This window comes from Flintibacter sp. SJQ-8 (assembly GCF_054108085.1).
This window is the reverse complement of sequence record NZ_JBPJWR010000016.1, coordinates 446,590-472,951: the sequence shown is the minus strand read 5'-3', so window position 1 is coordinate 472,951 and position 26,362 is coordinate 446,590. Positions and strand designations below refer to the sequence as shown.

Annotated in this window: 27 protein-coding genes and 2 tRNA genes; 20 read left to right on the top strand and 9 right to left on the bottom strand. The window is 59.3% G+C overall.

Annotated features, from left to right (window positions below):
* Positions 1-12: 12 nt before the first annotated feature.
* The 6 genes from ACSAMP_RS13800 to ACSAMP_RS13775 all read left to right on the top strand — a co-directional run bounded on the left by ACSAMP_RS13800 (position 13) and on the right by ACSAMP_RS13775 (position 5,504).
* A complete protein-coding gene (locus tag ACSAMP_RS13800; RefSeq protein ID WP_457800837.1) occupies positions 13-672 on the top strand; it encodes a ComF family protein in 660 nt (219 codons plus the stop codon).
* Between the two features lie 122 nt (positions 673-794).
* Positions 795-1,826, top strand: coding sequence for a rod shape-determining protein (mreB, locus tag ACSAMP_RS13795; RefSeq protein ID WP_186877846.1), 1,032 nt, complete (start codon positions 795-797; stop codon positions 1,824-1,826).
* 118 nt (positions 1,827-1,944) lie between these two features.
* Positions 1,945-2,307, top strand: a complete 363-nt coding sequence (locus ACSAMP_RS13790; protein WP_457800836.1) for a metal-dependent transcriptional regulator — start codon at positions 1,945-1,947, stop codon at positions 2,305-2,307.
* Between the two features lie 380 nt (positions 2,308-2,687).
* Positions 2,688-3,812: a hypothetical protein gene (locus tag ACSAMP_RS13785; protein ID WP_457800835.1), complete on the top strand. Its 1,125-nt coding sequence runs from the start codon at positions 2,688-2,690 to the stop codon at positions 3,810-3,812.
* A gap of 11 nt (positions 3,813-3,823) precedes the next feature.
* Positions 3,824-4,462 carry a hypothetical protein gene (locus tag ACSAMP_RS13780; RefSeq protein WP_457800834.1) on the top strand — a complete coding sequence of 213 codons (639 nt, stop codon included), beginning with the start codon at positions 3,824-3,826 and terminating at the stop codon, positions 4,460-4,462.
* 217 nt (positions 4,463-4,679) lie between these two features.
* A complete protein-coding gene (locus tag ACSAMP_RS13775) occupies positions 4,680-5,504 on the top strand; it encodes a mechanosensitive ion channel family protein (protein ID WP_457800833.1) in 825 nt (274 codons plus the stop codon).
* A 1-nt stretch (position 5,505) separates the two neighbouring features.
* Here the strand turns inward: ACSAMP_RS13775 and ACSAMP_RS13770 are convergent, their stop codons facing one another.
* A complete protein-coding gene (locus ACSAMP_RS13770; RefSeq protein WP_457800832.1) occupies positions 5,506-6,000 on the bottom strand; it encodes a DUF4830 domain-containing protein in 495 nt (164 codons plus the stop codon).
* A 70-nt stretch (positions 6,001-6,070) separates the two neighbouring features.
* Between ACSAMP_RS13770 and ACSAMP_RS13765 the strand changes: the two genes are divergently transcribed.
* The 5 genes from ACSAMP_RS13765 to ACSAMP_RS13745 all read left to right on the top strand — a co-directional run bounded on the left by ACSAMP_RS13765 (position 6,071) and on the right by ACSAMP_RS13745 (position 11,368).
* On the top strand, positions 6,071-6,838 hold the full coding sequence (locus ACSAMP_RS13765) for a pseudouridine synthase (protein ID WP_457800831.1): 768 nt from the start codon (positions 6,071-6,073) through the stop codon (positions 6,836-6,838).
* Positions 6,839-6,963: 125 nt separating this feature from the next.
* Positions 6,964-8,055: a PucR family transcriptional regulator gene (locus ACSAMP_RS13760; RefSeq protein ID WP_457800830.1), complete on the top strand. Its 1,092-nt coding sequence runs from the start codon at positions 6,964-6,966 to the stop codon at positions 8,053-8,055.
* 365 nt (positions 8,056-8,420) lie between these two features.
* The gene (gene ftsE, locus ACSAMP_RS13755; protein ID WP_441795442.1) at positions 8,421-9,110 is read left to right on the top strand and encodes a cell division ATP-binding protein FtsE; all 690 of its coding nucleotides are present in this window, start codon (positions 8,421-8,423) and stop codon (positions 9,108-9,110) included.
* Positions 9,094-9,984 (top strand): permease-like cell division protein FtsX, encoded by an 891-nt coding sequence (gene ftsX, locus ACSAMP_RS13750; protein WP_457800829.1) that lies wholly within the window; start codon positions 9,094-9,096, stop codon positions 9,982-9,984. Before ftsE ends, ftsX begins: the two co-directional genes overlap by 17 nt.
* Positions 9,985-10,120: 136 nt before the next feature.
* Positions 10,121-11,368, top strand: a complete 1,248-nt coding sequence (locus tag ACSAMP_RS13745) for a murein hydrolase activator EnvC family protein (protein WP_457800828.1) — start codon at positions 10,121-10,123, stop codon at positions 11,366-11,368.
* Between the two features lie 57 nt (positions 11,369-11,425).
* Here ACSAMP_RS13745 and ACSAMP_RS13740 read toward each other — a convergent pair whose 3' ends face one another.
* Positions 11,426-11,857: an RrF2 family transcriptional regulator gene (locus tag ACSAMP_RS13740; RefSeq protein WP_457800827.1), complete on the bottom strand. Its 432-nt coding sequence runs from the start codon at positions 11,855-11,857 to the stop codon at positions 11,426-11,428.
* A gap of 310 nt (positions 11,858-12,167) precedes the next feature.
* Between ACSAMP_RS13740 and cysK the strand changes: the two genes are divergently transcribed.
* From cysK to ACSAMP_RS13705, 7 genes are all read left to right on the top strand, one after another.
* Positions 12,168-13,100, top strand: a complete 933-nt coding sequence (cysK, locus tag ACSAMP_RS13735) for a cysteine synthase A (RefSeq protein ID WP_457800826.1) — start codon at positions 12,168-12,170, stop codon at positions 13,098-13,100.
* A 416-nt stretch (positions 13,101-13,516) separates the two neighbouring features.
* Complete coding sequence (locus ACSAMP_RS13730) at positions 13,517-14,563, top strand: methionine ABC transporter ATP-binding protein (protein WP_457800825.1); 1,047 nt, start codon at positions 13,517-13,519, stop codon at positions 14,561-14,563.
* The gene (locus ACSAMP_RS13725; RefSeq protein WP_441795448.1) at positions 14,544-15,224 is read left to right on the top strand and encodes a methionine ABC transporter permease; all 681 of its coding nucleotides are present in this window, start codon (positions 14,544-14,546) and stop codon (positions 15,222-15,224) included. The genes ACSAMP_RS13730 and ACSAMP_RS13725 overlap by 20 nt, the downstream gene beginning before the upstream one ends.
* 24 nt (positions 15,225-15,248) lie before the next feature.
* Entirely contained in the window at positions 15,249-16,208 is a 960-nt protein-coding gene (locus tag ACSAMP_RS13720; RefSeq protein WP_457800824.1) for an L-lactate dehydrogenase, read from the top strand.
* Between the two features lie 50 nt (positions 16,209-16,258).
* On the top strand, positions 16,259-17,164 hold the full coding sequence (locus ACSAMP_RS13715) for a MetQ/NlpA family ABC transporter substrate-binding protein (RefSeq protein WP_457800823.1): 906 nt from the start codon (positions 16,259-16,261) through the stop codon (positions 17,162-17,164).
* A 41-nt stretch (positions 17,165-17,205) separates the two neighbouring features.
* Positions 17,206-18,246: an ornithine cyclodeaminase family protein gene (locus ACSAMP_RS13710; protein WP_457800822.1), complete on the top strand. Its 1,041-nt coding sequence runs from the start codon at positions 17,206-17,208 to the stop codon at positions 18,244-18,246.
* Between the two features lie 30 nt (positions 18,247-18,276).
* The gene (locus tag ACSAMP_RS13705) at positions 18,277-19,440 is read left to right on the top strand and encodes a pyridoxal phosphate-dependent aminotransferase (RefSeq protein ID WP_457800821.1); all 1,164 of its coding nucleotides are present in this window, start codon (positions 18,277-18,279) and stop codon (positions 19,438-19,440) included.
* 316 nt (positions 19,441-19,756) lie between these two features.
* Here the strand turns inward: ACSAMP_RS13705 and ACSAMP_RS13700 are convergent.
* Positions 19,757-19,832 (bottom strand) — tRNA-Gly (locus tag ACSAMP_RS13700).
* Positions 19,833-19,994: 162 nt separating this feature from the next.
* Here ACSAMP_RS13700 and ACSAMP_RS13695 point away from each other — a divergent pair.
* A complete protein-coding gene (locus tag ACSAMP_RS13695; protein WP_186877832.1) occupies positions 19,995-20,249 on the top strand; it encodes a type II toxin-antitoxin system prevent-host-death family antitoxin in 255 nt (84 codons plus the stop codon).
* Positions 20,246-20,584, top strand: a complete 339-nt coding sequence (locus ACSAMP_RS13690) for a type II toxin-antitoxin system RelE/ParE family toxin (RefSeq protein WP_457800820.1) — start codon at positions 20,246-20,248, stop codon at positions 20,582-20,584. The genes ACSAMP_RS13695 and ACSAMP_RS13690 overlap by 4 nt, the downstream gene beginning before the upstream one ends.
* A gap of 40 nt (positions 20,585-20,624) precedes the next feature.
* Here the strand turns inward: ACSAMP_RS13690 and ACSAMP_RS13685 are convergent.
* From ACSAMP_RS13685 to ACSAMP_RS13660, 6 genes are all read right to left on the bottom strand, one after another.
* Positions 20,625-20,700: transfer RNA gene (locus ACSAMP_RS13685), tRNA-Gly, on the bottom strand.
* 123 nt (positions 20,701-20,823) lie between these two features.
* Complete coding sequence (locus ACSAMP_RS13680) at positions 20,824-21,912, bottom strand: hypothetical protein (RefSeq protein WP_457800819.1); 1,089 nt, start codon at positions 21,910-21,912, stop codon at positions 20,824-20,826.
* Positions 21,913-22,114: 202 nt separating this feature from the next.
* On the bottom strand, positions 22,115-22,705 hold the full coding sequence (locus ACSAMP_RS13675; protein WP_457800818.1) for a lactate utilization protein: 591 nt from the start codon (positions 22,703-22,705) through the stop codon (positions 22,115-22,117).
* A gap of 26 nt (positions 22,706-22,731) precedes the next feature.
* Positions 22,732-23,604 (bottom strand): YitT family protein, encoded by an 873-nt coding sequence (locus ACSAMP_RS13670; protein ID WP_457800817.1) that lies wholly within the window; start codon positions 23,602-23,604, stop codon positions 22,732-22,734.
* Positions 23,605-23,645: 41 nt separating this feature from the next.
* On the bottom strand, positions 23,646-25,898 hold the full coding sequence (locus tag ACSAMP_RS13665; RefSeq protein WP_457800816.1) for a DNA gyrase subunit A: 2,253 nt from the start codon (positions 25,896-25,898) through the stop codon (positions 23,646-23,648).
* Positions 25,899-25,954: 56 nt separating this feature from the next.
* Positions 25,955-26,329 carry a transposase gene (locus ACSAMP_RS13660; protein WP_457800988.1) on the bottom strand — a complete coding sequence of 125 codons (375 nt, stop codon included), beginning with the start codon at positions 26,327-26,329 and terminating at the stop codon, positions 25,955-25,957.
* Positions 26,330-26,362: the final 33 nt, after the last annotated feature.

The following is a 26,362-nucleotide window of genomic DNA, read 5'->3' as shown; positions in this document are numbered from 1 at the left end:
GAGGAATTCGGAATGAAGCTGCTGGACGACCTGCTGGACCTGCTGTTTCCGCCCAAGTGTCCCTTCTGCCAGAGCATTTTAGAGACGCCCGCCGACCCGGTGTGTCCCGCCTGCCAGAAGAGCCTGCCCTGGCTGGTTGGCCGGGCGGGGGAGCGGAAGGTGGACTTCATCCAAGGCTGCTGCTCGCCCCTGGCCTACCGGGGCGCGGTGCGGGAGGCAATCCACCGGTATAAATTTTCCGGGGTGCGGGCCTATGCCCGGCCCTTTGGCCTGCTGATGGCCCAGTGCGTCCAGGACAGGCCGGAGATGGCAGCGGATCTCGTCACCTGGGCCCCGCTGAGCCGAAAGCGCCGCCGGGAGCGGGGCTATGACCAGGGGGAACTGCTGGCCCGGGCCATGGCGGAGCGGCTGAAGCTGCCTGCCGCGGCCGCCCTGGTCAAGGCCCGGCACACCCGCCCCCAGTCCGGGCTGGACAGTGCCGAGGCCCGCCGGGCCAACGCCCTGGGGGCCTATGCGCTTTTGTCCGGGGCGGAGGTGGCGGGAAAACGGGTACTGCTGGCCGACGACGTGGTCACCTCCGGGGCCACCCTGTCCGAGTGCGCCCGGACCCTGCTGGAGGCGGGGGCGGCAGAGGTGTGGTGCGTCACCCTGGCCCAGGCCAGACCGTCATAAAAAATTAAGGAAAAAACGGTTGAAAACCCAGGGCCGAACCGCTATAATAAATCATACTGGAAGTAAACCGCCCAAACGGGCTATACTAAAGATATATTTTATTTTAAGGTGGAACATAGAATATGAGCCTGTTCACGAAAGACATTGGTATCGACCTGGGTACCGCTTCTGTTTTGGTATATATCAAGGGCAAGGGCGTGGTCCTGCGGGAGCCCTCGGTGGTGGCCATGGACAAGAACACCGGCAAGCTGCTGAAGGTGGGCACCGAGGCCGAGGCCATGCTGGGCCGCACCCCCGGCAACATCGTAGCCATGCGTCCCCTGCGGGACGGCGTCATCTCCGACTATGACATGACGGAGCGGATGCTGAAGGAGTTCATCAAAAAGGTGACCACCTTCTCCCTGTTCAAGCCCCGTCTGCTCATCTGCGTCCCCTCTGGCATCACCGAGGTGGAGGAGCGCGCCGTGGTGGACGCCGGTATCCAGGCGGGCGCCCGCCGGGCCTATCTCATTGAGGAGCCCGTGGCCGCCGCCATCGGCGCGGGCATCGACATCACCAAGCCCGACGGCCACATGGTGGTGGACATCGGCGGCGGCACCGCCGACATCGCCGTCATTTCCCTGGGCGGCGTGGTGGAGTCCGCTTCCATCAAGACCGCCGGTGACAAGTTTGACGAGGCTGTGGTGAAGTATATCCGCCGCAAGCACAACGTCCTCATCGGCGACCGCACCGCCGAGGAGCTGAAGAAGACCATCGGCTGCGTGTTCCCCCGTCCTGAGGAGGTCACCATGGAGATCAAGGGCCGCTGCCTGATGACCGGCCTGCCCCGGGTGTTCTCCGTCTCCTCCAGCGAGATGATCGAGGCCTTTGAGGAGGTCTCCAGCCGCATTCTGGAGGCCGTCCACGCCGTTCTGGAGCGCACCCCCCCGGAGCTGGTGGCCGATATCTCTACCAACGGCATCGTGATGACCGGCGGCGGCTCTCTGGTGTGGGGCTTTGACAAGCTGATCGAATCTCACACCGGCATCGAGACCCATGTGGCCGACGACGCCATCTCCTGCGTGGCCTTTGGCACCGGCAAGAGCCTGGACAGCCTGGACCAGATGCAGGACGGCACCATGAACCTGTCCCGCCGCAGACAGATGAACTATTGATCTGATGATCTGATGATCTGATTTGCGTTAGTCGGGCATTTGTCAAAAGACAAGTTGGCCAGCGCGGGGCGCTGGCTAACTTTCTACTCCCAAGCAGGAGAAGAAAGGAGGCGCATCCGTGGCATTGCATGAATCAGGCGAGGACTACTTAGAGGCCATCTTGATGCTGCAAAAAGAAAAGGGCTATGTGCGCTCCATTGATGTGGCCCAGCACCTGGGCTATTCCAAGCCTTCCGTCAGCCGGGCCATGTCCATCTTAAAGGCCAGCGGCCACATTGTTATGGAGAAGGACGGGCGGCTGGAGCTGACCCCCTCCGGGGAACAGGTGGCCCAGGAGATCTACGAGCGGCACCGCTGGCTCACCGACTGGCTCATCCACATGGGCGTGACGCCAGAGGTGGCGGCGGAGGATGCCTGCAAGATCGAGCACGACATCAGTCCCGAGACCTTCCGGTGCATGAAAGAGCATCTGGACAAATGACACACAGGGCGAAAGCGAAAAAACGCTTTCGCCCTATTTCTATCTTGCAAAAAAATCCTCGATTTAGGGATTGACAGCCGCCAAAAATCAGTTATAATGAACATAAAGAGAGATACTTCCTGCAAAAATTTTGTTAAAAAGTGAAAACAAAGTGCTGTCTTAAATACACATTAAAATAAAGGAGGCTGATTCCAATGCAGGATAGTTTTTCAACAGAAAGTCGCTGCCTATATTTCTTAACAACATAAAGGAGGATATATATAGTTAAACGTATCTGTTGTTCTCTCCTGGCATTATCTATCATCTTTTCTGCTTCGATTTGTGCAACATCTGCAAGCAGTGAGCACAGCCAAAATACGCCGGTCTCGGTAGAACTTCCGTTGACCGCTGTTGATACGCATGATACCAACAGCACTTACAATAGTATTGATATCAACTTTTCAGGTTTAGAGGGAACGTTATCTCTTGACCAAAATGGAAATTGCAGCATTCACGGTACGATCACTCTGAATGACGAACTGCTTCCCATCAATGCCTCAGGACCGGAATTTTTTAAAAGTACAGAGAATGATCTAGCTTTGTACATGGTAAGTGGCGTTGCTGGTGATGAGTATTTTTCTGCGGCGGTCAATGTTGACTACCAAAGCAAAGATGTTTTCATGTTTTCGACATTAGGAACTTTTACTGATGAATCTGTTCCAATCCAGCTCGAATTCGGTACATTTACAGACAGGCACCAGTTGCTGAATGACTTGGCAACGGCTCAGGCTACAGCCGCTTCGGACCCGGAACCTATTATTGAAAATGACCGCACTAATACTGCTGTTACTGCTACTAGTCCGATTGATGCAAATTATAGAGATACGGTGTACTTTAGTTCAAGTGCCGCAGCATTGAGCCTTTTTACGCCTTTAGAAATGAAAAAAGGTAGCAATGGTCTTGTGTATGCTAAAGTTTCTGCGGATGCAGTGAAGCTCACAGAGATGGCTAAGAAATTAGATAATAATATTCTAGCCGTCAGTTTTAATAAGGCAACGATTACCCTTCAGTCATCATCGACTAGTGGTAATTGTATGGCTGTTACGTGTGCACCTGATAGTTCAACACACTCTGTCACGTTTCCTGTTCCGGTTTATACTGGTGGAGCGAGTCTTGCAGATCTAGTAGATCCTAGAAATTACTCTTTTTCCGAGTTTAAGTTTGTATTCAGTGAAGTAAAAACTTATAAGAGTGATAACTCCACAAAATTTACGGGAGAATACATAGGTACGCAATACGAAGCTCCTAATATTTTTTGGGCCAATAAGGGACCCAAAGACACCAATAATGCCGCAGTATTGAAAGGAGCGTTCTCTTACGTCTCTGGGAGCGATAAGTCTGTTACATTCACAGCCACTGCAAATCTGACTATGGCATATTTGGCTGACAATGGTGGGGCCCATGGTGTATATAAAACCTTACCTTTAGGAAGTAAAACATTGAAAGCGTCTGTAAATATTACATAAGGGCCTTTGTTATGTCAAAGATTTTTAAGCTCAAATACTTGTTGCCTGCGTTATGCATCATCGTTCTTTTGATCATTGGCATCAATGTAAGGTATGACGCCTTTAACAATTTGATCGAATGGCACAGGCAGCAGGTAGCAAAGGAGTATTTAAGCGAATATGGGTGGGATGCTATACAATGTTGGACTAGTACGGATGTGTATGAACCGACAGGAGAGCCTCTGCTGGGAAGCCATTTTATGTCACAGGAAATTAAATCACTTTATGGCGCAGCGTTCCACAACATATTAGTGAGAGATCATATCCAGTTGGAACCGAATACCCAGTATACTGTCCGTTGGTTTTCGTTATCCAATTATTTGTTGGAGGATTATTCTTTTGAGACCAGGTTGAGAGCAGACGTACTGATGCATGAAGACGATGTGATATGTGCTGTCGTAACCTGGGCTGACGTACTTCATGGGTTCCAGGTCAAAGATTATGTGGAAAGTTTGGGTCCCCAGTGGCGTGAGGATTCATTCTCATGCAACAATTTTTCGTACAATGTTATGGACCCTGAAGACTACTATCCGGTTGACTGGACTGTGGAGCAAATTCGCGCCGCATTTAACGATGCTCTTTTTGCCGAAGCTGTCATACCGGAAGAGTAAATCGGCTGAAAGGGCGTTGCTGGATCTGAGACATTAACACACAATGCAATTAGGGGGACGGGTCCTATGGTCAGGCGATGATCACGGGAACCGTCCCCTGACTTATGTTCTTGCTCCATTTTGTTTTCCCACTTGCACGGCAGGTTTGAAGCTGATATAATTTCTCCATTCTAACATGCAGGCAAAGCTGGGGAATATGGGAGAACGGAGGGAAGAGATGAAGCTAGATGCGGTATTAAGCGGCCTGGGACTCAAGCTGAACCTGGGGGCGCTGACAATGGACAAGGTAGTGCATGTCCTGCTGCTGATCCTGGTGGGCGTGGTGGTCATCCGGGTGGTTTTAAAGCTGCTGGATCGGGTGCTGGCCCGGTCCAAGTCCCTGAAATCCCTGAGCCGCTATATCCACAGCGTTGCTAAGATATCCATGGCCTTTATCCTGGTGCTGATGGTGGCCGAGGACGTGGGCATTCACACCACCTCTCTGGTGGCCATGCTCAGCGTGGCCGGGTTGGCCGTGTCCCTGGCATTGCAGAACACCCTGTCCAATGTGGCCGGGGGGATCATGCTGCTGGTGACCACCCCCTTCCAGGTGGGGGACTATGTGGAGGCCGACGGCATCTCCGGTACCGTCCACGCCATCGACCTGTCCTACACCGCCATCCTCACCATCGACGGAAAAGAGATTTTTGTGCCCAACAGCCAGTTGTCCGGGACCAAGATCATCAACTATACGATCCTGGGCCGCCGCCGGGTGGACCTGAACTTCACCGCCTCTTACGACGCACCCACCGCCACGGTAAAGCAGGCCATCGGCGAGGTGCTGGAGGATATTCCCCAGATCATCGCCGAACCCGCGCCAGAGATCCACCTGTCCGACTATCAGGCCAGCAGCATCCAGTATGTGGTGCGGGCCTGGACCACCGCCGCCGACTATTGGACAGTGTACTACGCCATCCAGGAGGGGGTCCGGGAGGCCTTTGACCGCCACGGGGTGGAGATGACCTATGACCACCTGAACGTCCACATCCTGGACCGGAAGTGAGTTATCCCCCGGCGTCCCCGATCTCCGGCATGGCCAGGCCGTGGAGAAAGCCGTCTAAGCGGGGGGAGAGGACCTCGCCGCCAATGACGGTGGTCTTGTACAGCAGCAGATTGGCCTGCACCCCCGTCTCCCCGGAGGGGTAGTTGAGGATCTCATAGGTATAGCGCTTGGCCCGCTTGCCCGCGTAGCGCTCCAGGTCAAAGCCCTGCTGGCGCTGCAAGTCGATATACTGGGCATAGCTGTCGTCAAATTCCTGGGGGATGACCATCTCCTGGGTGGCCAGGGGTTCCTCTGCCACCTCCCAGCCGAAGGAGCGGAGAAAGTCCACCCGGTCCTGGTTGGTGCGCACCCCCTTCACCCCGGGGGCGGAGGCCGCCGCGGCCTGGGCGGGGGAGGGCCCCAGGTCCAGGGCGAACAGACAGCAGCAGGCCAGGGCCGCCAGCGTCACCCCCAGGGCCAGCTTGCGCCGGGGGACCTTTGCGGTAAAAATGAACACGGCAGATCGCTCCTTCCTGATCGGGCGTTGTCCCTATGTCTCTATAGGGTATGCCCCCGGGGGCGGGCTTATGCCGGAGAACAGACAGACGAGAGAAGCAGACGAGAGAAGGGAGAACGCCATGGCTCTGGAGCGCCTGGATAAGATACTCTCCTCCACCGGGCGGTGGTCCCGGAAGGAGATAAAAGACATGGTCCGCCATGGCCGGGTGCGGGCCGACGGCATGACGGTGGCCAAGCCGGAGGACAAGTTCGATCCCGCCGCCGCCCACATCCAGGTGGACGGCCAGAGGGTGGACTGCGCCCCCTTCGTCTATGTGCTGATGCACAAGCCCGCCGGGCTGCTGTCCGCCACCCGGGACCCCAAGCAGAAGACGGTGCTGGACCTGCTGCCGGAGCATCTGCGGCGGCGGGGCCTGTTCCCCGTGGGGCGGCTGGACAAGGACACCACCGGCCTGCTGCTGCTCACCGACGACGGCCCCCTGGGCCACGAATTGCTCTCCCCCAAAAAGCACGTGGACAAGGTCTATCTGGCCCAGGTGGAGGGCAGGGTGGACCAGAGCGACGTGGCCGCCCTGGCGGCGGGCATGGTGCTGGGGGACGGGCTGCACTGCCTGCCCGCCGGATTACAGCCCCTGGGGGACGGTTCCTCCTGTCTGGTCACCCTGCGGGAGGGGAAGTATCACCAGGTGAAGCGGATGCTGGCCGCCCGTGGAAAGCCGGTGACCGCCCTGCACCGCCTGTCCATGGGCCCCCTGAAACTGGAAGAGGAACTAAAACCCGGCCAGTGGCGGACGCTCACAGAGAACGAGATCGCCGCATTGCGGGGAGAACTTTGATTCCTTTGGGCGTTTTCCACAAAAAAATCGTGGAAATTTAGCAAAAACCCCTTGCCAAACGGGAGGGGAATTCGCTATAATAAAAAAACAGTGAGACAGTGAGAGAAATATTAGGAGGGATGGATGTGTCAAGCAGGATGTTCCAGGGGGTTGTTCTCCAGATGAAGGACAACGTCAGTCGTACCGTGGGCGTGATCGACGCCGACGGCATCGTTGTGGCGTGCAGCGAGTTGACTTGTATTGGAGAGAACTGGCCTGGTGCGGTGGAAGCGGTGAATGCTGCCGACAACGGCACGGCTTATTTTGAAGGCAAGACCCTGCGGCCCCTGGCCGGATGGGGCGCCCAGTTTGACTATGCCGCCTTTGTCAAGGGAGAGGACGAGGTCGCCGAATCCCTGTGCGCCATGGCGGTGGTGGCCTTTAACGAGGCCAAGACCTATTACGAGGAGAAGCACGACAAGGCCACCTTCGTAAAGAATATCATCTCTGACAATATCCTTCTGGGTGACATCTACACCCAGGCCAAGGAGCTGCACTTTGTGTCGGAGTGTCCCCGGGCCGCCTTTTTGGTGCGCCAGCTGGGCCCCACCGACGTGAGCACCATCGACGTCATTCAGAATCTGTTCCCCGACAAGCAGACCGACTTCGTCATCTCCATCAACGAGAGCGACGTGGCCCTCATCAAACAGCTGCCCGAGGGGGCGGACGTGAAGGAGCTGCAAAAGATCGCCAAGCAGATCTCCGCCGCCGTGACCAAGGAGCTGGGCGTGAAGGTGGTCATCGGCATCAGCACCGTGGTCAGCCACATCCGGGACCTGGCCCGGGCCTATAAAGAGGCCGGGGTGGCCATCGACGTAGGCAAGGTGTTCGAGACGGAGAAGACCGTCATCAACTATGAGAACCTGGGCATCGGCCGCTTGATCTATCAGCTGCCCACCATCCTGTGCCAGATGTTCCTTCAGGAGGTCTTTAAGAAGAACCCCATCGACGCCCTGGACCAGGAGACCCTGCTGACCATCAACAAGTTCTTTGAGAACAACCTGAACGTGTCCGAGACGGCCAGAAAGCTGTTCGTCCACCGGAACACTCTGGTCTACCGGCTGGAGAAGATCAAAAAGCTCACCGGTCTGGACCTGCGGGAGTTCGACGACGCCATCACCTTCAAGGTGGCCCTGATGGTCAAAAAGTACCTCATCTCCCGGGGCATCGAGTCCTGAATCTAAGTTTTCTAAACAGGTTGTTGCGTGATTGCAGCAGCCTGTTTTTTGCGTCTAGCCGGAACTTTTGTCCCGCCCATTCGTCTCTTCTTTCGACCAGGAAAATTCCCCCTTGCAATCGGGCGGCAAATAAGTTACAATATAGTTACAAAAGAAACAAAACGGTAACACGATATAGCGGCAGACAGGCCGGAAAGAAGGGAGAATAGAGGGCCTTTTCCGCTGATTTTGTCATTTACATAATGCAGGAACTGTGATACACTGAAAACGAATTGTCCCGTGGCCCCGCCGGAGCGGGCGGGGTGGAGCGGGATCGGGAAAAACTTTGGGAAATGCGGCTGGAGCCACCAGCCCGGAGGACGAGAATGATACGTCTCATTGATGTATATAAAGAATATGACAACGGCACAAAGGCGCTGAAGGGCGTGAACCTGCGGATCGACGACGGGGAGTTCGTCTTTCTGGTGGGGCCCTCCGGCTCCGGCAAGTCCACCGTCATCAAGCTGATCACCGGCGAGATTGCGGCCACCCAGGGGCGGCTGATGGTCAACGGCTATAACCTGAGCAACATCGCGCCCCGGCAGATCCCCTATATGCGCCGGACCTTGGGCATCATCTTCCAGGATTTCCGGCTCATCGAAAAGAAAACGGTGTACGAAAACCTGGCCTTTGCTATGCGGGCCATCGGCGCCTCCCCCCGGGAGCTGCGCCGGCGCATCCCCTATGTGCTGCAATTGGTGGGCCTGGAGCAGAAGGCGGACCGCTATCCCGGCCAGATCTCCGGCGGCGAGCAGCAGCGCGTGGCCATCGCTCGGGCGCTGGTGAACAACCCCAGCATGATCATCGCCGACGAGCCCACGGGCAACCTGGACCCCCAGCGCTCCCTGGAAATTATGATGCTGCTGGAGCGCATCAACGAACTGGGCACCACCGTCCTGGTGGTGACCCACGAAAAGGCACTGGTCAACCGCTTTACTAAGCGTGTGGTGGCCATCGAGGCAGGACGGATCATCAGCGACGAGACAGGTGGGTACTACAATGGCGAGAAAGTTTAATGCGGGATATTATTTCAGCGAGGGGTTCCACTCCATCTTCACCCACGGCTTTATGTCCTTTGCCGCCGTGTGTATGATCGTGGCCTGTCTGCTGATCATGGGCTCCTTCTCCCTGCTGGCGGTGAATCTGAACCACATGCTGGGGGACCTGGAGAAAGAGAACGAATTTTTGGCCTACATCGACGACAGCTACTCCGAGGAGGAGGCCCGGGCCCTGCAAAGCCAGATCGAGGCGGTGCCCAACGTGTCACAGGTGACCTTCGTCTCCAAGGAGGAGGCGCTGAACGAGTTTTTGGAGGGCCGGGAGCACAACGACCTGTTGGACTCCATGCCCGCCACCGTGCTGCGGGACCGCTATCGCATCCACGTGGAAAACATTGAGCAGATGGAGGAGACCACCAAGCTGGTGGGGCAGGTGCCCGGCGTGGCGAAAGTAAATGCGGCCATTGCCATTGCCCAGGGCTTTGTGCTGGTGCGGAACATCGCCACCGGCGTAGCCCTGGTGCTCATCGGTATCCTGGCGGTGGTGTCTTTGTTCATCATCGCCAACACCATCAAGCTGGCAACGTTCTACCGCCGGGAGGAGATCGCCATCATGAAGATGTGCGGCGCCACCGACGCATTTATTCAGTGGCCCTTCGTGGTGGAGGGTATGATCCTGGGGCTGGCGGGAGCGCTGATCGCCTTCTTTGCCCAATGGGGCCTGTATCAGATGGTGGGCAAGGTGGTCATCCAGGGCAACGGCCTGTCCCTGTTCACCATGCTCAGCTATGGCTCCATGGCCAGGAACATCCTGGGGGTGTTCTGCGGCACCGGTGCCCTCATCGGCGTGGGCGGCTCTCTGCTGGCCATCCGCAAGTTCCTTCAGGTTTGACGAAGAGAAAGGAAATGGAAGCATGAAGCGAGAGAAAAGACAGCGGTTCATCATGGCGGTGCTGGCCGTGGTGATGATCCTCTCATTGCTGCTGCCCATCGCGGCGGATATTTTCCTGGGGTAAAGGCGGGCAGAGATGAAAGACGCATTGAAAAAGCAGCTGGCCCGGTGCAGAAAGGGCCTGTGTCTGCTGCTGGTGCTGGCCTGTCTGCTGCCCATGTCCGGTCCGGCCATGGTGATGGAGGCCGGAGCCGTGACCCAGGCGGAGGTCAACGCCCTGAGAGAGAAATCTAGGGGGCTGAGCCAGCAGAAAAAAGACCTGCAAAGTCAGCTGAAAACCATCCAGGCCAACAAAAGCGACGCTCTGGACAAGAAGGACAACCTGGAGCAGCAGGTGGACGTCATCCAGGAGGAAATCAGCAACCTGCAGCAGCAGATCAGCGCCTATGAGGGCCTGATCGGCCAAAAGGCCAGCGAGTTGGCCGAGACCGAGGCCAAAGAGAAGGAGCAGTATGACCTGTTTTGCCAGCGGGTGCGGGTGATGGAGGAGGAGGGCGAGACCTCCTATTGGTCCATCCTCTTCGGCTCCAGCGACTTTACCGACCTGCTGGACAACTTTATGATGGTGGAAGAGATCATCGACTATGACAACAGCATCATGGAGAGCCTGCTGGCCCTTCAGGCCCAGATCGAGGAGGAGAAGTCCAGCTTAGAGGCCAGCCGGGCCGAGTTGGAGTCGGCCAAGAAGGAGCAGGAGGCCGCCCGGCAGGAGCTGAAGGACCAGGAGGCGGAGATCAACAAGGTCATCGCCGACATCCAGGGTCAGGAACAGGAGGCCCAGGCCGCCATCAAAGCGCTGGAGGCCGCAGCCTCCGCCATGGATGCGGAGATACGCAAGAAGGAGAAGGAACTGGCCTCCCAGATCGCCAACGTGCCCAGCGAGTCCGGCTTCCTGTGGCCCTTGAACGGCTATAACACGCTCACGTCTCTGTTCGGCAGCCGCATCCACCCCATCACCGGCAAGGCCAACAACCACACGGGCATCGACATTCCCGCCCCGGCGGGCACGGCCATTCTGGCCTCTAAGAGCGGCGTGGTCATCACCTCCACCCGCAACCGCTCCTATGGCAACTATGTGGTGGTGGGCCACAGCGACGGCACCAGCACCCTGTACGCCCACATGAGCTCCCGCAGCGTGTCCCAGGGCCAGACGGTGAAGCAGGGCCAGGTGGTGGGCCGGGTGGGCACCACCGGCTCGTCCACGGGCAACCACCTCCATTTCGAGGTCCGTGTCAACGGCAGCCGGGTGGACCCGGTGAACTACTTCAAGAGCAAGACCCTCTATGTCCAGTCCAGGGGCAAAAAAGTTCAGTTGAAGCACTAAAAAACAAGGTCCGCAAGCGTATGTTCTGCTTGCGGACCTTGTTTTTGGTTCGGGTCGTCAGATGACGTAAAAATCTCCCGGGGAGTCGGTTTGGATCAGATCGGCGATGGTGATGTTGTCCAGATAGTCGTTGATGATCTTGTCCAGCCCCCGCCACATGGACAGGGTACGGCACTCGGACGACTGGCTGCACACCGGGGCTCCGGGTTCCAGGCAGGAAACAGGAGCCAGTGAGTCCTCTGTCAGCCGCAGGACGCTGCCCACGGTATAGTTGTCCGGGGTGCGGGTCAGGCGATAGCCGCCCCCCTTGCCCCGCACGCCGTTGAGCAGGTTGGCCTTTACCAACAGCTTGATGATGCTCTCCAGATATTTTTCCGAGATCCCCTGCCGCTGGGCCACTTCCTTTAAGGGAATGTAGCCGGCGTTCTGGTGCTCTGCCAGGTCGATCATGACCCGAAGGGCATAGCGCCCTTTGGTTGAAATCAGCATGTACCATTCCTCCAGTTTATTTACCTATTATACAGCATGGTTAATGGGAAATCAACCGGAAAAAGAAAAAATACCGGGGAGGTAGGGAAAACAAATTTTTTGAAAAATTGAAAGATACCCCTTGACAAAATGAGACTACGGTCCTATAATCCATATAAACCTATGCGAAAGGTTGGTAATAAAAATGAAGAGCAATCACATCATCCGATGTCGGACCTAAATCGACACGTTTCAATCAGCTGAACGTATTTACATATCCTATCAGAACAAATGGCGAAACCGCCTGACGAATATTTAGGAGGAAATTATCATGAGCAAGATCTATACTTCTGTTGACCAGTTGATCGGCAAGACCCCCCTGCTGGAGCTGACCCACCTGGAGCAGGCCGAGGGCCTTCAGGCCCGGGTGCTGGGCAAACTGGAATATCTGAATCCCGCTGGCTCTGTGAAGGACCGGGTGGCCAAGGCCATGATCGACGACGCGGAGCAGCGCGGGGCCCTGAAGCCCGGTTCCGTCATCATCGAGCCCACCTCCGGCAACACCGGCATCGGCCTGGCCAGCGTGGCCGCCGCCCGGGGCTATCGCATTATCATCGTCATGCCCGAGACCATGAGCGTGGAGCGCCGCCAGCTGATGAAGGCCTACGGTGCCGAGCTGGTCCTCACCGAGGGCGCCAAGGGCATGAAGGGTGCCATCGCCAAGGCCGAGGAGCTGGCCCGGGAGATTCCCAACAGCTTTGTTCCCGGCCAGTTTGTCAACCCCGCCAACCCCGCCGCCCATGTGGCCAGCACCGGCCCCGAGATCTGGGAGGATACCGACGGCAAGGTGGATATCTTCGTGGCTGGCGTGGGCACCGGCGGCACCGTGACCGGCGTGGGCGAGTATCTGAAGAGCCAGAATCCCAACGTGAAGGTGGTGGCCGTGGAGCCCGCTGCCTCTCCCGTGCTGAGCAAGGGCGTGGCCGGAGCCCACAAGATCCAGGGTATCGGTGCCGGCTTTGTCCCCGACGTGCTGGACACCAAGATCTATGACGAGATCATCCCCGTGGAGAACGATGATGCCTTTGCCACCGGCAAGCTGGTGGGCAAGAAGGAGGGCGTTCTGGTTGGCATCTCCTCCGGCGCGGCCCTGTGGGCGGCCATCCAGCTGGCCAAGCGCCCGGAGAACAAGGGCAAGACCATTGTGGCCCTGCTGCCCGATACCGGCGACCGCTATCTGTCCACCCCTCTGTTCGCCGACTAAAGCAAAACAAGACCCGTGGGGCCGCCTGAAAGAGGGCGGCCCCACGGGGCAACTGTGAAACCTGCCGGAGAACATGGGAAAACGTCTTTTTGATTTTAGCACTTTCACAAAAACGCTTTTTCTGACAAAAGCGCATTGACAAACCCCGGCTGGGGTGGTATCATACCAATAAACTTGGTAGGGAAAAGGAGGACGCACCATGACTGGCAAGACTTGTCGAATGTTCACTGGTATGATGATGGACATGGCTATGCCGATGCCCATGACTTTGTGCGTCCAAATGGTTGCCTGCCGCAGCATTGCGAAATAGAATTGGTCCGTTTCCCCGGGCATTTCCGGGGGAGCATCAAGGAGCATTTCAAAGCAGGGAGCCGCTTGGCTCCCTGCTTTTTGTTTCGTATGGAGGAGGAGTAAACGTGATCTCGTTTTCCCATGTGTCAAAGACCTTCGGCACGCCGGAGCATCCGGTGTACGCGGTGCAGGACGTCTCCCTGGAGATCCGGGAGGGGGAGATATTCGGCATCATCGGCTTTTCCGGGGCGGGCAAGTCCACCCTGGTGCGGTGCATCAACCTGTTGGAGCGGCCCACCCAGGGCAGCGTGGTGGTGGACGGCAAGGAGATGACCAGTCTGACCCCCGCCCAGCTGCGTCAGGCCAGAAAGAAGATCGGCATGATCTTTCAGCACTTCAACCTGATGCCCTCCCGCACCGTGTTCGGAAACGTGGCCTATCCCCTGCGGGGCAGCGGCCTTTCCAAGCAGCAGGTGGCCGAAAAGGTCCGCAGGCTGCTGGCCCTGGTGGACATCGCGGATAAGGAGAACGCCTATCCCAGCCAGCTCTCCGGCGGCCAGAAGCAGCGGGTGGCCATCGCCCGGGCCCTGGCCAACGACCCCAAGGTGCTGCTGTGCGACGAGGCCACCTCCGCCCTGGACCCCCAGACCACCAACTCCATCCTCCGCCTGCTCAAGCAGCTTAACCAGCAGCTGGGCCTGACGGTGGTGGTCATCACCCACGAGATGGCGGTGGTAAAGGAGATCTGTAACCGGGTGGCCGTGATGGAGCACGGAAAGGTGGCCGAGGAGGGGGAGGTTTTCTCCATCTTCGCTGCTCCCAAGCAGCCCATCACCCAGAGCTTTATCAAGACCACGTCTAACCTGCAAAAGATCGAGGAGCTCATCGCCGCCGACTCCCCCGTGACCCGCCTGAATCCCGGGGAGCTGATCGTCCGGCTGTCCTATGTCCAGCGGAACGTGTCAGAGCCGCTGATCTCCTCCATCACCGAGCGATTCCATGTGTCGGTGAACATCATCTTCGCCGACATCGAGATCGTCCAGGACGCCCCCATCGGCGGCACCGTGGCCATCATGGGCGGCAAGCGGGAGCAGATCACACAGGCGATCGAATATCTCATCGAAAAAAATGTAGGCGTGGAGGTGATCCGGGATGCAAGAGCTGCTGAATAATTATCTGCCCAACGTGGCCCAGCGCCTGCCCGATTTTGGTCAGGCCCTGAAAGAGACCCTGGTCATGGTGGCCTGGTCGGGCATCATCTGCTTTATCCTGGGTCTGACCCTGGGTGTACTCATCACCGTGACCAAGCGGGGGGCCATTTTGGAAAACAGCCTGGTCTATCAGGTGCTGGACAAGCTCATCAGCCTGTTCCGCTCCATCCCCTTCATCATCCTGCTCACCTGGGTCATGCCCGTCACCCGGGCCATTATGGGCACCACCATCAACGTGAAGGGCGCTATCGTCCCCCTGGTATTCGGTTCTGTCCCCTTCTTCGCCCGCCAGGTGGAGAGCGCCCTGGCCCAGGTGGACAAGGGCCTGATCGAGGCGTCCCTGTCCATGGGCTCCAGCCCCCTGGAGATCATCTTCCGGGTCTATCTGCGGGAGGGCATCCCCGCCATCGCCCGGGGCACCACCATCACGGCCATCAGTCTGCTGAACCTGACGGCCATGGCCGGAACGGTGGGCGCGGGCGGCCTGGGCGACTTTGCCGTCACCCTGGGCCATGACCGGAACATGAAGGATATCACAAACGTCACGGTGCTGGTGCTGGTGCTGCTGGTGTGCCTGATCGAGCTGATCGGCAGCCGGGTGGCCAAGAAGAACACCCACTGACAAGTTGAGAAAGGAAGAGAGATTATGCAGCTGCAAAATCGGAAAGTAGTCATCATTGGGGCCGGCCATGTGGGCTCCCACGCCGGATTCACCCTCATCGCCCAGGGTCTGGTGGACGAGATCGTCTACATCGACGTGGACGAGAAGAAGGCCCAGGCCCAGGCCCTGGACCTGACCGACTCCACCGCCTATCTGCCCAGCCGGGCCAAGGTCCGCGTGGGCACCTATGCCGACGCCGCCGACGCCCCCCTGATGATCGTGGCCGCCGGCCCCCTGCCCGACCTGGCCACCGGCCAGACCCGCATGGACACCCTGCGCCAGACCATCGCCATCATGAAGCACGTGACGGAGAACATCAAAGCCTCTGGCTTCTCGGGCATCATCGTGAACATCTCTAACCCCGCCGACGTGGTGACCCACTACATCCAGACCAAGCTGAACTGGCCCAGCGGGCGCATCTTCTCCACCAGCACCACCCTGGACTCCGCCCGCCTGCGCCGGGCCCTGTCCCAGGCCACCGGCGTGGACCAGAAGTCCATTGTGGCCTATGCCCTGGGGGAGCACGGGGAGAGCCAGATGGTCCCCTGGTCCGCCGTGACCATCGGCGGCAAGCCCCTGGCCCAGCTGCGCCAGGAGCGGCCCGACACCTATGGCGCCCTGGACCTGAAGGCCATCGCCGCGGCGGGCAAGGCCGGGGGCTGGCGCATCATGGAGGGCAAGAACTGCACCGAGTTCGGCATCGGCGTGTCCATTGCCGAGGTGGTCCGGGCCGTCTTCCACGACGAGGACCGCATCCTGCCCATCTCCGTCCTGCTGGACGGCCAGTATGGCCAGCACGACGTGTACGCCAGCGTCCCCGCCCGGCTGAACCGGGAGGGCGTGGCCGATATCATCCAGCTGAACCTGACGGAGGAGGAGCAGAAAGAATTCGCCGCCTCCTGCAAGACCATGGACGAGAACTATCGCCTGGCCCTGACCCTGTAAGTATCCTGTAAGCATAAAGAGAAAAACAAAGATCATTGGAGGAATCAAACATGAAACTGAGAAAGACCATCGCCCTTGCCCTGGCCGCCGCCCTGGCTGCCCTGACCCTCACCGCCTGCGGCGGCAATAACGCCAACACCTCCGGCAGCCAGAGCGCCGCCTCCGGCTCTTCCGCCGATGCTTCCACCGCCGAGCCTGTCACCGTGAAGCTGGGTATCGTGGGCGGCATCAACGAGGACCTGTGGGCCCCCGCCAAGGCCACCCTGGCCGAGGAGGGCATCGACCTGGAGCTGGTGAACTTCTCTGACTATGTCACCCCCAACCGGGCCCTGAACGACGGGGAGATCGACCTGAACGCCTTCCAGCACCGCATCTATCTCCAGGGTGAGATCGACAGCTATGGCTATGAGATCCAGAACATCGGCAACACCTTCATCGCCCCCCTGAGCCTGTTCTCCGACAAGATCTCCTCTGTGGACGAGCTGAAGGACGGCGACGTCATCGCCATCCCCAACGACCTGACCAACGGCGGCCGCGCCCTGAAGGTGCTGGAGTCCGCCGGGATCATCACCCTGGACCCCAACGCCGGTTTTAACCCCACCGTGGACGACATCCAGACCTATAACGTGGGCGTGACCATCAAGGAGCTGAAGGCTAACGTCATCGTCTCCACCCTGCCCGACGTCACCGCCGCCATTGTGAACAACAACTACGCCCTGGACTTCGGCCTGGCCGCCAGCGACGCCATCTTCGCCGATGACCGCCTGGACATCGAGGACTATTGGAACCTGATCGCCGCCCGCACTGCTGACCTGAGCGACCCCGCCAAGGTGGAGGTGTTCCGCAAGGTGGTGGACGCCTATCAGTCTGACGAGACCCTGGCTGTGTACAACGACCAGTGCAAGGGCTTCTACACCCCCGCCGGCTGGGACCAGGACCTGCTGCCCCAGGCCTGAGGCCCGGGCACACTTGACCGCGTGAGAGAGGACGGAGTACAATGGGACAGACCTTATTATTGAGCGAACAGGACGTGCGGGCGCTGCTGCCCATGGAGGACGTGGTGGCCGCCGTGGAAAAGACCTTCCAGGGCATGGGGGACGGCACCGTCGTCAACCCCTCTAAGGTGAACCTGGACTTGGGCGAGTCGGCTGCCTATCCGCCGTATAACGGCTTTATGAACGCCATGCCCGCCTATGTGGGCTTTGCCGATGTGGCCGGGCTGAAGTGGGCCGGAGGCAATCTGGGGGAGCGGAAGAAGCGGAATATCCCCTATTGCTCCTCCCTCATCATGCTGGTGAATCCCCACATCAACAACTTTATCTCCGTGCTGGACGGCGCCTTGATCACCAACATGCGCACCGGCGCCCAGACCGCCGTGGCCCTGAAATATCTCTTCAACCACGGCAGCAGCCAGCGCCGCCCCATCCGCCTGGGCATCTATGGGGCGGGGATGCAGGGCCACATGCAGACCCGGGCCATCGCCACCCTGTTCGACATTGAGGAGCTGCGCATCTATGACGTGTCCCGCCCCGCCCTGGAGCGCTTCCAGGCGGACATGCAGGACGTGGTCCCCGGCAAGATCATCCTGTGCGACGACCCCATCCAGGCCGCCCAGGGGGACGCGGTGATCTGCGTCACCCAGTCTAAGGACGAATTCCTGAAGGAGGAGTGGCTGGCCCCTGACACCATCGTCTTCCCCATGGGCTCCTATCAGGAGTGCGAGGACGCGGTGCTGCTCCACGCGGACAAGATCGTGGTGGACCACGTGGAGCAGACCATGCACCGGGGCGCCCTGTCCAAGCTGGTGAGCCAGGGCAAGCTGAACGAGAGCAGCATCACCTGCACCATCGGCCAGCTGGCCGCCGGAAAAGTCCAGCTGGAGCGTAAGCCCGGCGAGCGCCTGGTGTGCATCCCCATCGGTACGGGAGCCATGGACATCGGCTGCGCCAGCGTGGTCTATCAGCGGGCCCTGGAGCAGGGGAGAGGGCAGTTCTTCGACTTTGGCGTGAGCAGCGCCACCCAGGCCACCCAGAACTGACACACAGACATACAGAAGGAGCGAACGACCATGAAGGACCTGTCCCGCCGCACGGCGGACTTTACCGATTCCGTCATCCGCCGGATGACCCGTATCTCCAACCGCTATGGGGCGGTGAACCTGTCCCAGGGCTTCCCGGATTTCGACCCGCCCAAGGCCCTGCTGGACCGGCTGGCCCAGGTGTCCTATGAGGACTTTCACCAGTACTCCATCACCTGCGGCGCCCCCGGCTTCCGCCAGGCCCTGGCGGAGAAGCAGAGCCGGTTCATGGGCCGGACCATCGACCCGGAGCGGGAGATCGTGGCCACCTGCGGCAGCACCGAGGCCATGATGGCCGCCATGATGACGGTGGTGGACCCGGGGGACAAGGTCATCGTGTTCTCCCCCTTCTACGAAAACTATGGGGCGGACGCCATCCTGTCCGGGGCCGAGCCCATCTATGTGCCCCTGGTCCCGCCGGAGTTCCACTTTGACCCGGAGGTGCTGGAGGACGCCTTCCGCCAGGGGGCCAAGGCCCTGATCCTGTGCAACCCCTCCAACCCCTGCGGCAAGGTCTTCACCCGCCAGGAGCTGGAGCTGATCGCCGACCTGGCCCGGAAGTATGACGCCTATGTCATCACCGACGAGGTATATGAGCACATCGTCTATGCCCCCCACCAGCACGTCTACTTCGCCACCCTGCCCGGCATGTGGGAGCGGACCATCTCCTGCTCCTCCCTGTCTAAGACCTACTCCATCACCGGCTGGCGGCTGGGCTATACCATCGCCCCGGAGGAGATCACCGAGCGCATCAAAAAGGTCCACGACTTCCTCACCGTGGGGGCCGCCGCCCCCCTCCAGGAGGCGGTCATCCCCGGTCTGCGCTTCGGCCAGGACTACTATGACGAGCTTCAGGCCACCTACACCCGCAAGCGGGACCTGTTCCTGCGGGGGCTGGACGACCTGAAGCTGGCCCACACCGATCCCCAGGGGGCCTATTACGTGCTGCTGGATATCTCTGAGTTCGGCTATGACAGCGACCTCACCTTCTGCGAGGACCTGGCCCGGGAGGTGGGCGTGGGCGCCGTCCCCGGCTCCAGCTTCTTCCGCGAGCCGGTGAACCACCTGATCCGCCTCCACTTCGCCAAGAAGGAGGACACCCTCCTCCAGGCCTTGAACCGCCTGGGCGATTTGAGAAAGAAACTGGGCAAATAAAGCAAAACAGCCGCAGGCGTAGAAAAACGTCTGCGGCTGTTGTTATAGATGGGGTGGCCCTCTCAGTCACGGCTATCGCCGTGCCAGCTCTCCCAAAGGGAGAGCCAAGGCGGGGACTTGTCATTGCGAGGAGGGCACAAGCCCGACGCGGCAATCCGTTCCTCGCGTCTCACTTGCCTCCCCCTGTGGGGCCGATTCCCCTTGTCAAGGGGAAATGTCCCGAAGGGACAAAAGGGATAGGGTGAGTGCCCAGTGCGCACACTGGGCGGAGAGGGCCCAAAACAATAAAAAAGGACACCCGATTGGGTGCCCCGAATGGAGCGAGTGACGAGGCTCGAACTCGCTACCTCCACCTTGGCAAGGTGGCGCTCTACCAGATGAGCTACACTCGCAACAACAGTGATTATTATAGCAAAGAATCGAAAAATGTCAAGTACAAAATGAAAAAAGTTTTTTGGGGGAGAAATAAGACGAACAGGCCCTATGTGCTGCAAACTTGCTGTTGAATTTTACAGCAGCATGGGATATACTATGCCTGAAAGGAGCTGATGGATATGCCGAACATTAAACCCATTTCCGACCTGCGCAATTACAGCGAGGTCCTGCACGACGTGGCTGTGGGCGCTCCTGTTTTTTTGACAAAGAACGGACGCGGACGGTACGCCATTGTGGATATGCAGGATTATGAGAGAGCGCAGGCGACCATCCGCCTGATGAATGAGCTGGCAAAAGGCCGCCACTCCGGCGAGACGGAAGGCTGGCTGACGCCGGACGAGGTGAGGGCGCATCTGAAGCGCAAGAGCGAATGAAGAATAGAATTTATTACTCGACCGAGGCCCGCCGTGATCTGGATGATATCTGGGACTACATCGTATCAGAGCTTCAAAATCGCTCTGCCGCAGAGCGCGTGACTGACCGCATTCTGGACGCAGTCGACCAGCTGAAAAACTTTGCAGAGATGGGGACCCCGCTGTCCTCTATCGCAGATGTTGGAACGAATCATCGGTTTCTTGTCAGCGGCAGCTACATGGTGTTCTACCGCGTGCAGGGCAGCAATGTCTACGTTGACCGCATCCTCTATGGCCGCAGCGATTACATGAGCGTCTTGTTCAAAGATCTGCTGCGGAAAGAAACGATTGAATAAAATAAAAAATCGACAAGTTTCTTTTGAAACTTGTCGATTTTGGAGCGAGTGACGAGGCTCGAACTCGCTACCTCCACCTTGGCAAGGTGGCGCTCTACCAGATGAGCTACACTCGCAACAACAGTGATTATTATAGCAGAGAATCGAAAAATGTCAAGCATAAATCGAAAAAATTTTGGGCCGCCGGAGACGCTGTTTTGCAGCGCCGCCGCCGGCCCGATTTTTTGGGCTAAATGCAGTTACGACGCGGGGAAGGGGGCGGGGCACTGGGGGACAGACTGGCCGTCCCAGACATAGCCCGCCGCGGTCATCTGGGCGTCGGTCTGATAGGGGGAGATCCAGTTTTCCACCATGGCCAGGTCCAGATGCCGCCAGCCGTTCTGAGTGGATACCACGTTCCAGAAGTGGGGACGGCCATTCTGGCTGCCTTCCACCACCATGCAGTCCACGTCCAGCTGCTGGCACAGGGCGGCCATGAACAGGGCCAGCCCCTGGCTGTTGGCCCGGCCATCGGTGAGGGCCAGATAGGGCGTGCTGCCCCCGTCGGAGGTGTAGCTGCACACCCGCAGGACGGTCTGTCCCGCGGCGGAGATGCGCAGGTCGCCGGTGTAGCTCTTCAGGTCCCGGGCCAGCTCCTGGCACTGATAGCGGGTGGTCTCCTGCCGCCGGAGCAGCTCCTCCTGGGACAGGTGATAGTTCAGCTCCAGCTCCACGATGCGCTGCCGCCCGCTGTCGGGATAGAGGGACACGGACACGTCGGGCAGGTCCTCCGCCGCGTCGGGCACGGCGAAATAGGCTTGGCGGAACAGAGCCTGGATGTCCTCCACGCCCCCGTCGAAATAGCTGATGCTCAGGGTACACTCCGGGGAGAACTGCTCTAGGGCGGACTCCAGCTGGCTGCGGATGGCGGTGATGCCGGTGGCGGAGACGATGGCGTCCATCTGCTCCTTGGTCCGGCGATAGGTGATCTGCACCTCCGCCTCGTGATAGGAGAGGATGGGGGAGACGTGATACTGGATATAGTCCACCGCATAGGCCCCCAGGGGATACTCCTGGGCCACCTCCACGCAGGCCCGCTCTAAATCCGCCTGGACGTCCTCGCTCTCATACAGGCGGATGGAGGCGGAGGGCATGTTTTGGGACACCAGATAGGTGAGGATGTTCACCAGCTCCTGATAGCTCTCGGCCCGCAGGGCGGAGTTGTCCCCCTCGGTGGCGGGGGTGGTGCTGTGGACGGTGACGGACACATAGTCCCGGTCCAGCAGCCCGGCGCACCCGGTGAGCAGCAGGGACGCGGCGGCGGCAGCGGCCAATATGCGTGTTTTCATAAGAGTGCGGCCCCCCCTTTCTGAGTTAGGAGTTAGGAGTGATGAGATAGGAGTTAGGAGTGATGAGATAGGAGTTAGGAGTGATGAGATAGGAGTTAGGAGTGATGAGATAGGAGTAGGGGCGGATATGATCTGCCCGCGACACCCGACGTAACAGCATGATTTTTGTAGGGGCCGATGTCCCCATCGGCCCATGTGCAGGTCACATCCCCAGGTCCTGGTCGATCAAAACGATCTCCATGGTGTCTACCCCCATGGGCTTGTTCCACAGGACCACCAGCTCCCGGCAGATGCGCTCCGGGCTGGAGCAGTCATAGCAACGGTCCGCCTTTGCGGCGCAGGGGGTCTTGCGCTTTAGCCGCTGGGCGTTTTTGGGGGCGGCGATGTTCCGGGCCCGCCACAGGGCGGCGTCGTAGTCCGGGGCGATCTTGTTGGCCCCCACCACGAAATAGACCCGCTTGTGGCCGAACAGGGTGGAGGCCACCCGGTTGCCAGCCCCGTCGATGTTGATGAGCTCCCCCGTCTCGGCCAGGCCGTTTACAGAGCTGAGATACACCTCCGTCTGCATCCCGTCCATCCGGTCATCCCCCTTCCAGTGCCACAGACAGCGGTTGTGGGCGGACAGGCGGGGGTACAGATCCAGCTGGTCCAGGGTAACGGAGCCGCCGAAGGCCACGGATGTGTGGTCGATGACGGAGTCCAGATAGTCCGCCGCCTGCTGGGCGGCGGCAAAGCGCCGGACGGTGTAGCCCCGGCGGGTGAGATTTTCTGTGAGCTTTTCGTAATTTGGCATACAAGACCCCTCCTGAAATTCTGGGCTTACAGTGCGTTCTTCTTATACCGGGTAAAGCCCCGGCCCAGCACCTCACGGGCGTCGCAGACGATGAGAAAGGCGTCCGGGTCCAGCTCCTTCACCGTCTGGCGCACGGCCACGATCTGCCGCTGCTTAAAGGCGCACATGAGTACCTGCTTCTCCTGGCCGCTCCAGGCCCCCTGGCCGTGGAGCAGGGTCACGCCCCGGCCCAGATCATGGGTCAGGGCCTCCACCACCGGGCCGGTCTGCTGGGTGATGATATAAGCCACCTTGGCTTTGTCCAGACCATAGAGCACCGTGTCGGTGACATAGGAATAGGCCACTTGAGCCACCAGGCCGTACAGGGCGGCGTTGATGCTGCCATAGGCCGCGGACACCAGCAGCAGGGCGGACACGTCCACCGCAAGCAGCACCTTGCCCATGGACAGCCAGGGCAGGGCCAGCTTCAGCAGCCGGGCAATCAGGTCGGTGCCCCCAGTGGTGGCCCCCTTGGAGAAGATCAGTCCCGCCGCCAGGCCCAGCAGGGCCCCGCCGCACACGGCGGCCAGCATGGGGTCGGTGGCCGGGAAGGGAAAGAGCAGGTTCAGCCCGTCCATGGCCACCGAGGACAGGGCCATGGCGTATAGGGAGGAGGCCAGCAGATGTCCGCCGATGAACCGCCACCCCAGCAGAAACAGGGGGATGTTCACCAGCAGGACGAACAGGCCCACCGACAGAAAGGGAATATAGGTGTGGATGGCCTGGCCCAGGCCGGTGATGCCCCCCAGGGCGATCTGGTTGGGGGCATAGAACCAGTTAAAGGCCAAGGCGTACAGCAGGGAGCCCATGGTGATCCAGAGATAAGACGTGAGCAGCTTTTTCGCGGACTGGGCGTTCATGAAGAAACCCTTCTTTCTCTATCGGTCCGTCTTGGGGAAAATCAGGACAGGTCCAGGGTCATCTGGGTCTCGCCCCGGTCCTCCTCCTTCAGCAGAGCGCCGTTTACCGGCAGGGAGCGGGCGCGGTAGCGGGACGGATTGACGATGGCGGTCTGATCCAGGGGCAGGACCTTCTCCACCCGGTATTTGGGCTTGAGGGTCATGATGTTCACGCCCTGGGTGGTGCGGGTGGTCTTGGGGTTCAGGGCGGAGGTGTGGAAGACCATGCAGCGGCCCTCGGTGGTGTACACGGCGGCCTCAAAGTCCTCCCGGACCAAAAATGCCGTGACCAGGGGTGCCTTGTCGGAGTAGGCTCCGGTGAGCTTTTTCCGCCGGGTCTGGGTCTGATAGGCGCTCAGCTCCACCCGGGCCACCTTGCCGTTGTCAAAGAAGAACAGCAGATTGCCCGAGTAGTCCCCGGGGATGCAGGCCCACAGGGGACGCTCCTCCTGGTCCATGGCCAGCTTGGTGGGCAGATAGTCCCCCAGAACGCTGGCCTTGGCGTCGTCAAAGTCGCTCAGGCGGGTCTTATAGCACTGCTGTCTGTCGGTGAACACCAGCAGTTCGTCCCGGTTGTTGGCCTCCCACTGGAGGAAGGGGCCGTCCCCGTCCTTATACTTCTGGTCGCTGGCCATGCGCAGGGACTGGGGGGTGATCTTCTTCAGATAGCCCTCCCGGGACAGGAACAGGTGGACGGGATAGTCGGGGGTCTCGTCCTCCGGGGCGGCCTCCGTCTGACTCTGGTGGTCATAGACGATCTCGGTGCGCCGGGGGGTGGCGTATTTCTTCTTGACTTCGGTCAGCTCCTGGGTGATCTGCTTTTTGATGCGCTTGGGGGAGGAGACCAGGTCCTCCAGATCGGCGATCTCCGCCTGGAGCTCGTCCACCTCCTGGGTGCGGCGGAGGATATACTCCTTGTTGATGTTCCGCAGGCGGATGTCGGCCACATATTCGGCCTGGGTCTGGTCGATGCCAAAGCCGATCATCAGGTTGGGCACCACCTCGGCGTCCTCCTCCGTGTCCCGGATGATCTGGATGGCCCGGTCAATGTCCAGCAGGATGCGGCGCAGACCCAGCAGCAGGTGGAGCTTCTCCTTCTTCCGGTTCATGGTGAAATAGGTGCGCCGGCGCACGGAGTCCATCCGCCAGGCGGTCCACTCCTCCAGGATCTCCCGCACGCCCATCACCCGGGGCATCCCGGCGATGAGGATGTTGAAGTTGCAGGACTGGCTGTCCAGCAGGGGGGTGGAGCGGAACAGCTTGGCCATGAGCTTGTCCGGGTCGGTGCCCCGCTTCAGGTCGATGGTCAGCTTCAGGCCGGACAGGTCGCTCTCGTCCCGCACGTCGGAGATCTCCCGGGTCTTGCCCGTCTTCACCAGCTCGATGATCTTCTCTTTGATGGCCTCGATGGTGGTGGAGTAGGGGATCTCATAGACCTCGATCAGGTTTTCTTCTTTGATATAGCGCCACTTGGAGCGGATCTTAAAGGAGCCCCGGCCCGTGCGATAGATGTCGCTGAGGGCGGCCTGGTCATACAGCAGCTCGCCGCCGGTGGGCAGGTCGGGGGCCTTCAGCGTCTCCATCAGGTCGCACTCCGGGTCCTTTAAATAGGCGATGGTGGCGTCGCACACCTCCCCCAGGTTAAAGCCGCACAGGTTGCTGGCCATGCCCACGGCGATGCCCTGGTTGGCGGACACCAGCACATTGGGGAAGGTGGTGGGCAGCAGAGCGGGCTCCTTCATCTTCCCGTCATAGTTGTCCACAAAGTCCACCGCGTCCTGGTCGATGTCCCGGAACAGCTCGGCGCAGATGGGGTCCAGCCGCACCTCGGTATACCGGCTGGCGGCCCAGGCCATGTCCCGGGAATAGACCTTGCCGAAGTTGCCCTTGCTGTCCACCAGGGGGTGGAGCAGAGCGCCATAGCCCCGGGAGAGGCGGACCATGGTGTCATAGATGGCCGCGTCGCCGTGGGGGTTGAGCTTCATGGTCTGGCCCACCACATTGGCACTCTTGGTCCGGGGGCCGGAGAGCAGCTTCATCTGGTACATGGTGTACAGCAGCTTTCGGTGGCTGGGCTTAAAGCCGTCGATCTCTGGGATGGCCCGGGAGACGATGACGCTCATGGCATAGGGCATATAGTTGGTTTCCAGCGTTTCGGTGATGGGCTGTTCCAGCACCTCCGCCCGCAGCCCCATGGCCGCAGGGTCCACAACAGCGGGCTTCTTCGCCCCGCCGCCGGTCTTTTTTCTTGCCATTGTATCAGTCCTTTAAGAAAGTAAAGCAAATCTGAGTTGTTAAGTAATTAGGCATATCACAACGCTGCCCGTGTTTGCTGTGTATCATAGATTTTAGAAGAGCTTCTTGATACGCCGTAGGGGCGGACCTCTGTGTCCGCCCGCTGGACAGGGTATCGTAAAATGCCAGGGTCAGTGACATTGGCTCCAGCGCAAGGGATTTTCTTGTATGTAATTTCTGACTTGAAGCAAATCGTTCTCGTTGGCAAAATGTGGTCATGATATCCTCTTTGCCACAGCTTGGGCCCGAACGGCTGCCCGTCTGTCTGATAGAGGTGGTCGGTATAAGATTTAAACCGCTGTATGACCTTGGACAGGGGGTGGCCCCCATACTGTCCCGTCAGATTCAGCAACAGATGAACATGGTCCGGCATGATGACATAACAGTCCACAGCGACGCCGGGATTCACGGCGGGAATGGATAA

Excerpts from the sequence above, each read along its gene's own strand:
- ACSAMP_RS13710 (WP_457800822.1), top strand. The coding sequence starts at position 17,206 with ATGGGACAGACCTTATTATTGAGCGAACAGGACGTGCGGGCGCTGCTG.
- ftsX (WP_457800829.1), top strand. The coding sequence starts at position 9,094 with ATGGCGAGAAAGTTTAATGCGGGATATTATTTCAGCGAGGGGTTCCAC.
- ACSAMP_RS13725 (WP_441795448.1), top strand. The coding sequence starts at position 14,544 with ATGCAAGAGCTGCTGAATAATTATCTGCCCAACGTGGCCCAGCGCCTG.
- ACSAMP_RS13675 (WP_457800818.1), bottom strand. The coding sequence starts at position 22,705 with ATGCCAAATTACGAAAAGCTCACAGAAAATCTCACCCGCCGGGGCTAC.
- ACSAMP_RS13695 (WP_186877832.1), top strand. The coding sequence starts at position 19,995 with ATGCCGAACATTAAACCCATTTCCGACCTGCGCAATTACAGCGAGGTC.
- ACSAMP_RS13745 (WP_457800828.1), top strand. The coding sequence starts at position 10,121 with ATGAAAGACGCATTGAAAAAGCAGCTGGCCCGGTGCAGAAAGGGCCTG.
- ACSAMP_RS13780 (WP_457800834.1), top strand. The coding sequence starts at position 3,824 with ATGTCAAAGATTTTTAAGCTCAAATACTTGTTGCCTGCGTTATGCATC.
- ACSAMP_RS13775 (WP_457800833.1), top strand. The coding sequence starts at position 4,680 with ATGAAGCTAGATGCGGTATTAAGCGGCCTGGGACTCAAGCTGAACCTG.
- cysK (WP_457800826.1), top strand. The coding sequence starts at position 12,168 with ATGAGCAAGATCTATACTTCTGTTGACCAGTTGATCGGCAAGACCCCC.
- ACSAMP_RS13665 (WP_457800816.1), bottom strand. The coding sequence starts at position 25,898 with ATGGCAAGAAAAAAGACCGGCGGCGGGGCGAAGAAGCCCGCTGTTGTG.
- ftsE (WP_441795442.1), top strand. The coding sequence starts at position 8,421 with ATGATACGTCTCATTGATGTATATAAAGAATATGACAACGGCACAAAG.
- mreB (WP_186877846.1), top strand. The coding sequence starts at position 795 with ATGAGCCTGTTCACGAAAGACATTGGTATCGACCTGGGTACCGCTTCT.
- ACSAMP_RS13690 (WP_457800820.1), top strand. The coding sequence starts at position 20,246 with ATGAAGAATAGAATTTATTACTCGACCGAGGCCCGCCGTGATCTGGAT.
- ACSAMP_RS13670 (WP_457800817.1), bottom strand. The coding sequence starts at position 23,604 with ATGAACGCCCAGTCCGCGAAAAAGCTGCTCACGTCTTATCTCTGGATC.
- ACSAMP_RS13800 (WP_457800837.1), top strand. The coding sequence starts at position 13 with ATGAAGCTGCTGGACGACCTGCTGGACCTGCTGTTTCCGCCCAAGTGT.
- ACSAMP_RS13740 (WP_457800827.1), bottom strand. The coding sequence starts at position 11,857 with ATGCTGATTTCAACCAAAGGGCGCTATGCCCTTCGGGTCATGATCGAC.
- ACSAMP_RS13765 (WP_457800831.1), top strand. The coding sequence starts at position 6,071 with ATGCCGGAGAACAGACAGACGAGAGAAGCAGACGAGAGAAGGGAGAAC.
- ACSAMP_RS13715 (WP_457800823.1), top strand. The coding sequence starts at position 16,259 with ATGAAACTGAGAAAGACCATCGCCCTTGCCCTGGCCGCCGCCCTGGCT.
- ACSAMP_RS13680 (WP_457800819.1), bottom strand. The coding sequence starts at position 21,912 with ATGAAAACACGCATATTGGCCGCTGCCGCCGCCGCGTCCCTGCTGCTC.
- ACSAMP_RS13720 (WP_457800824.1), top strand. The coding sequence starts at position 15,249 with ATGCAGCTGCAAAATCGGAAAGTAGTCATCATTGGGGCCGGCCATGTG.
- ACSAMP_RS13705 (WP_457800821.1), top strand. The coding sequence starts at position 18,277 with ATGAAGGACCTGTCCCGCCGCACGGCGGACTTTACCGATTCCGTCATC.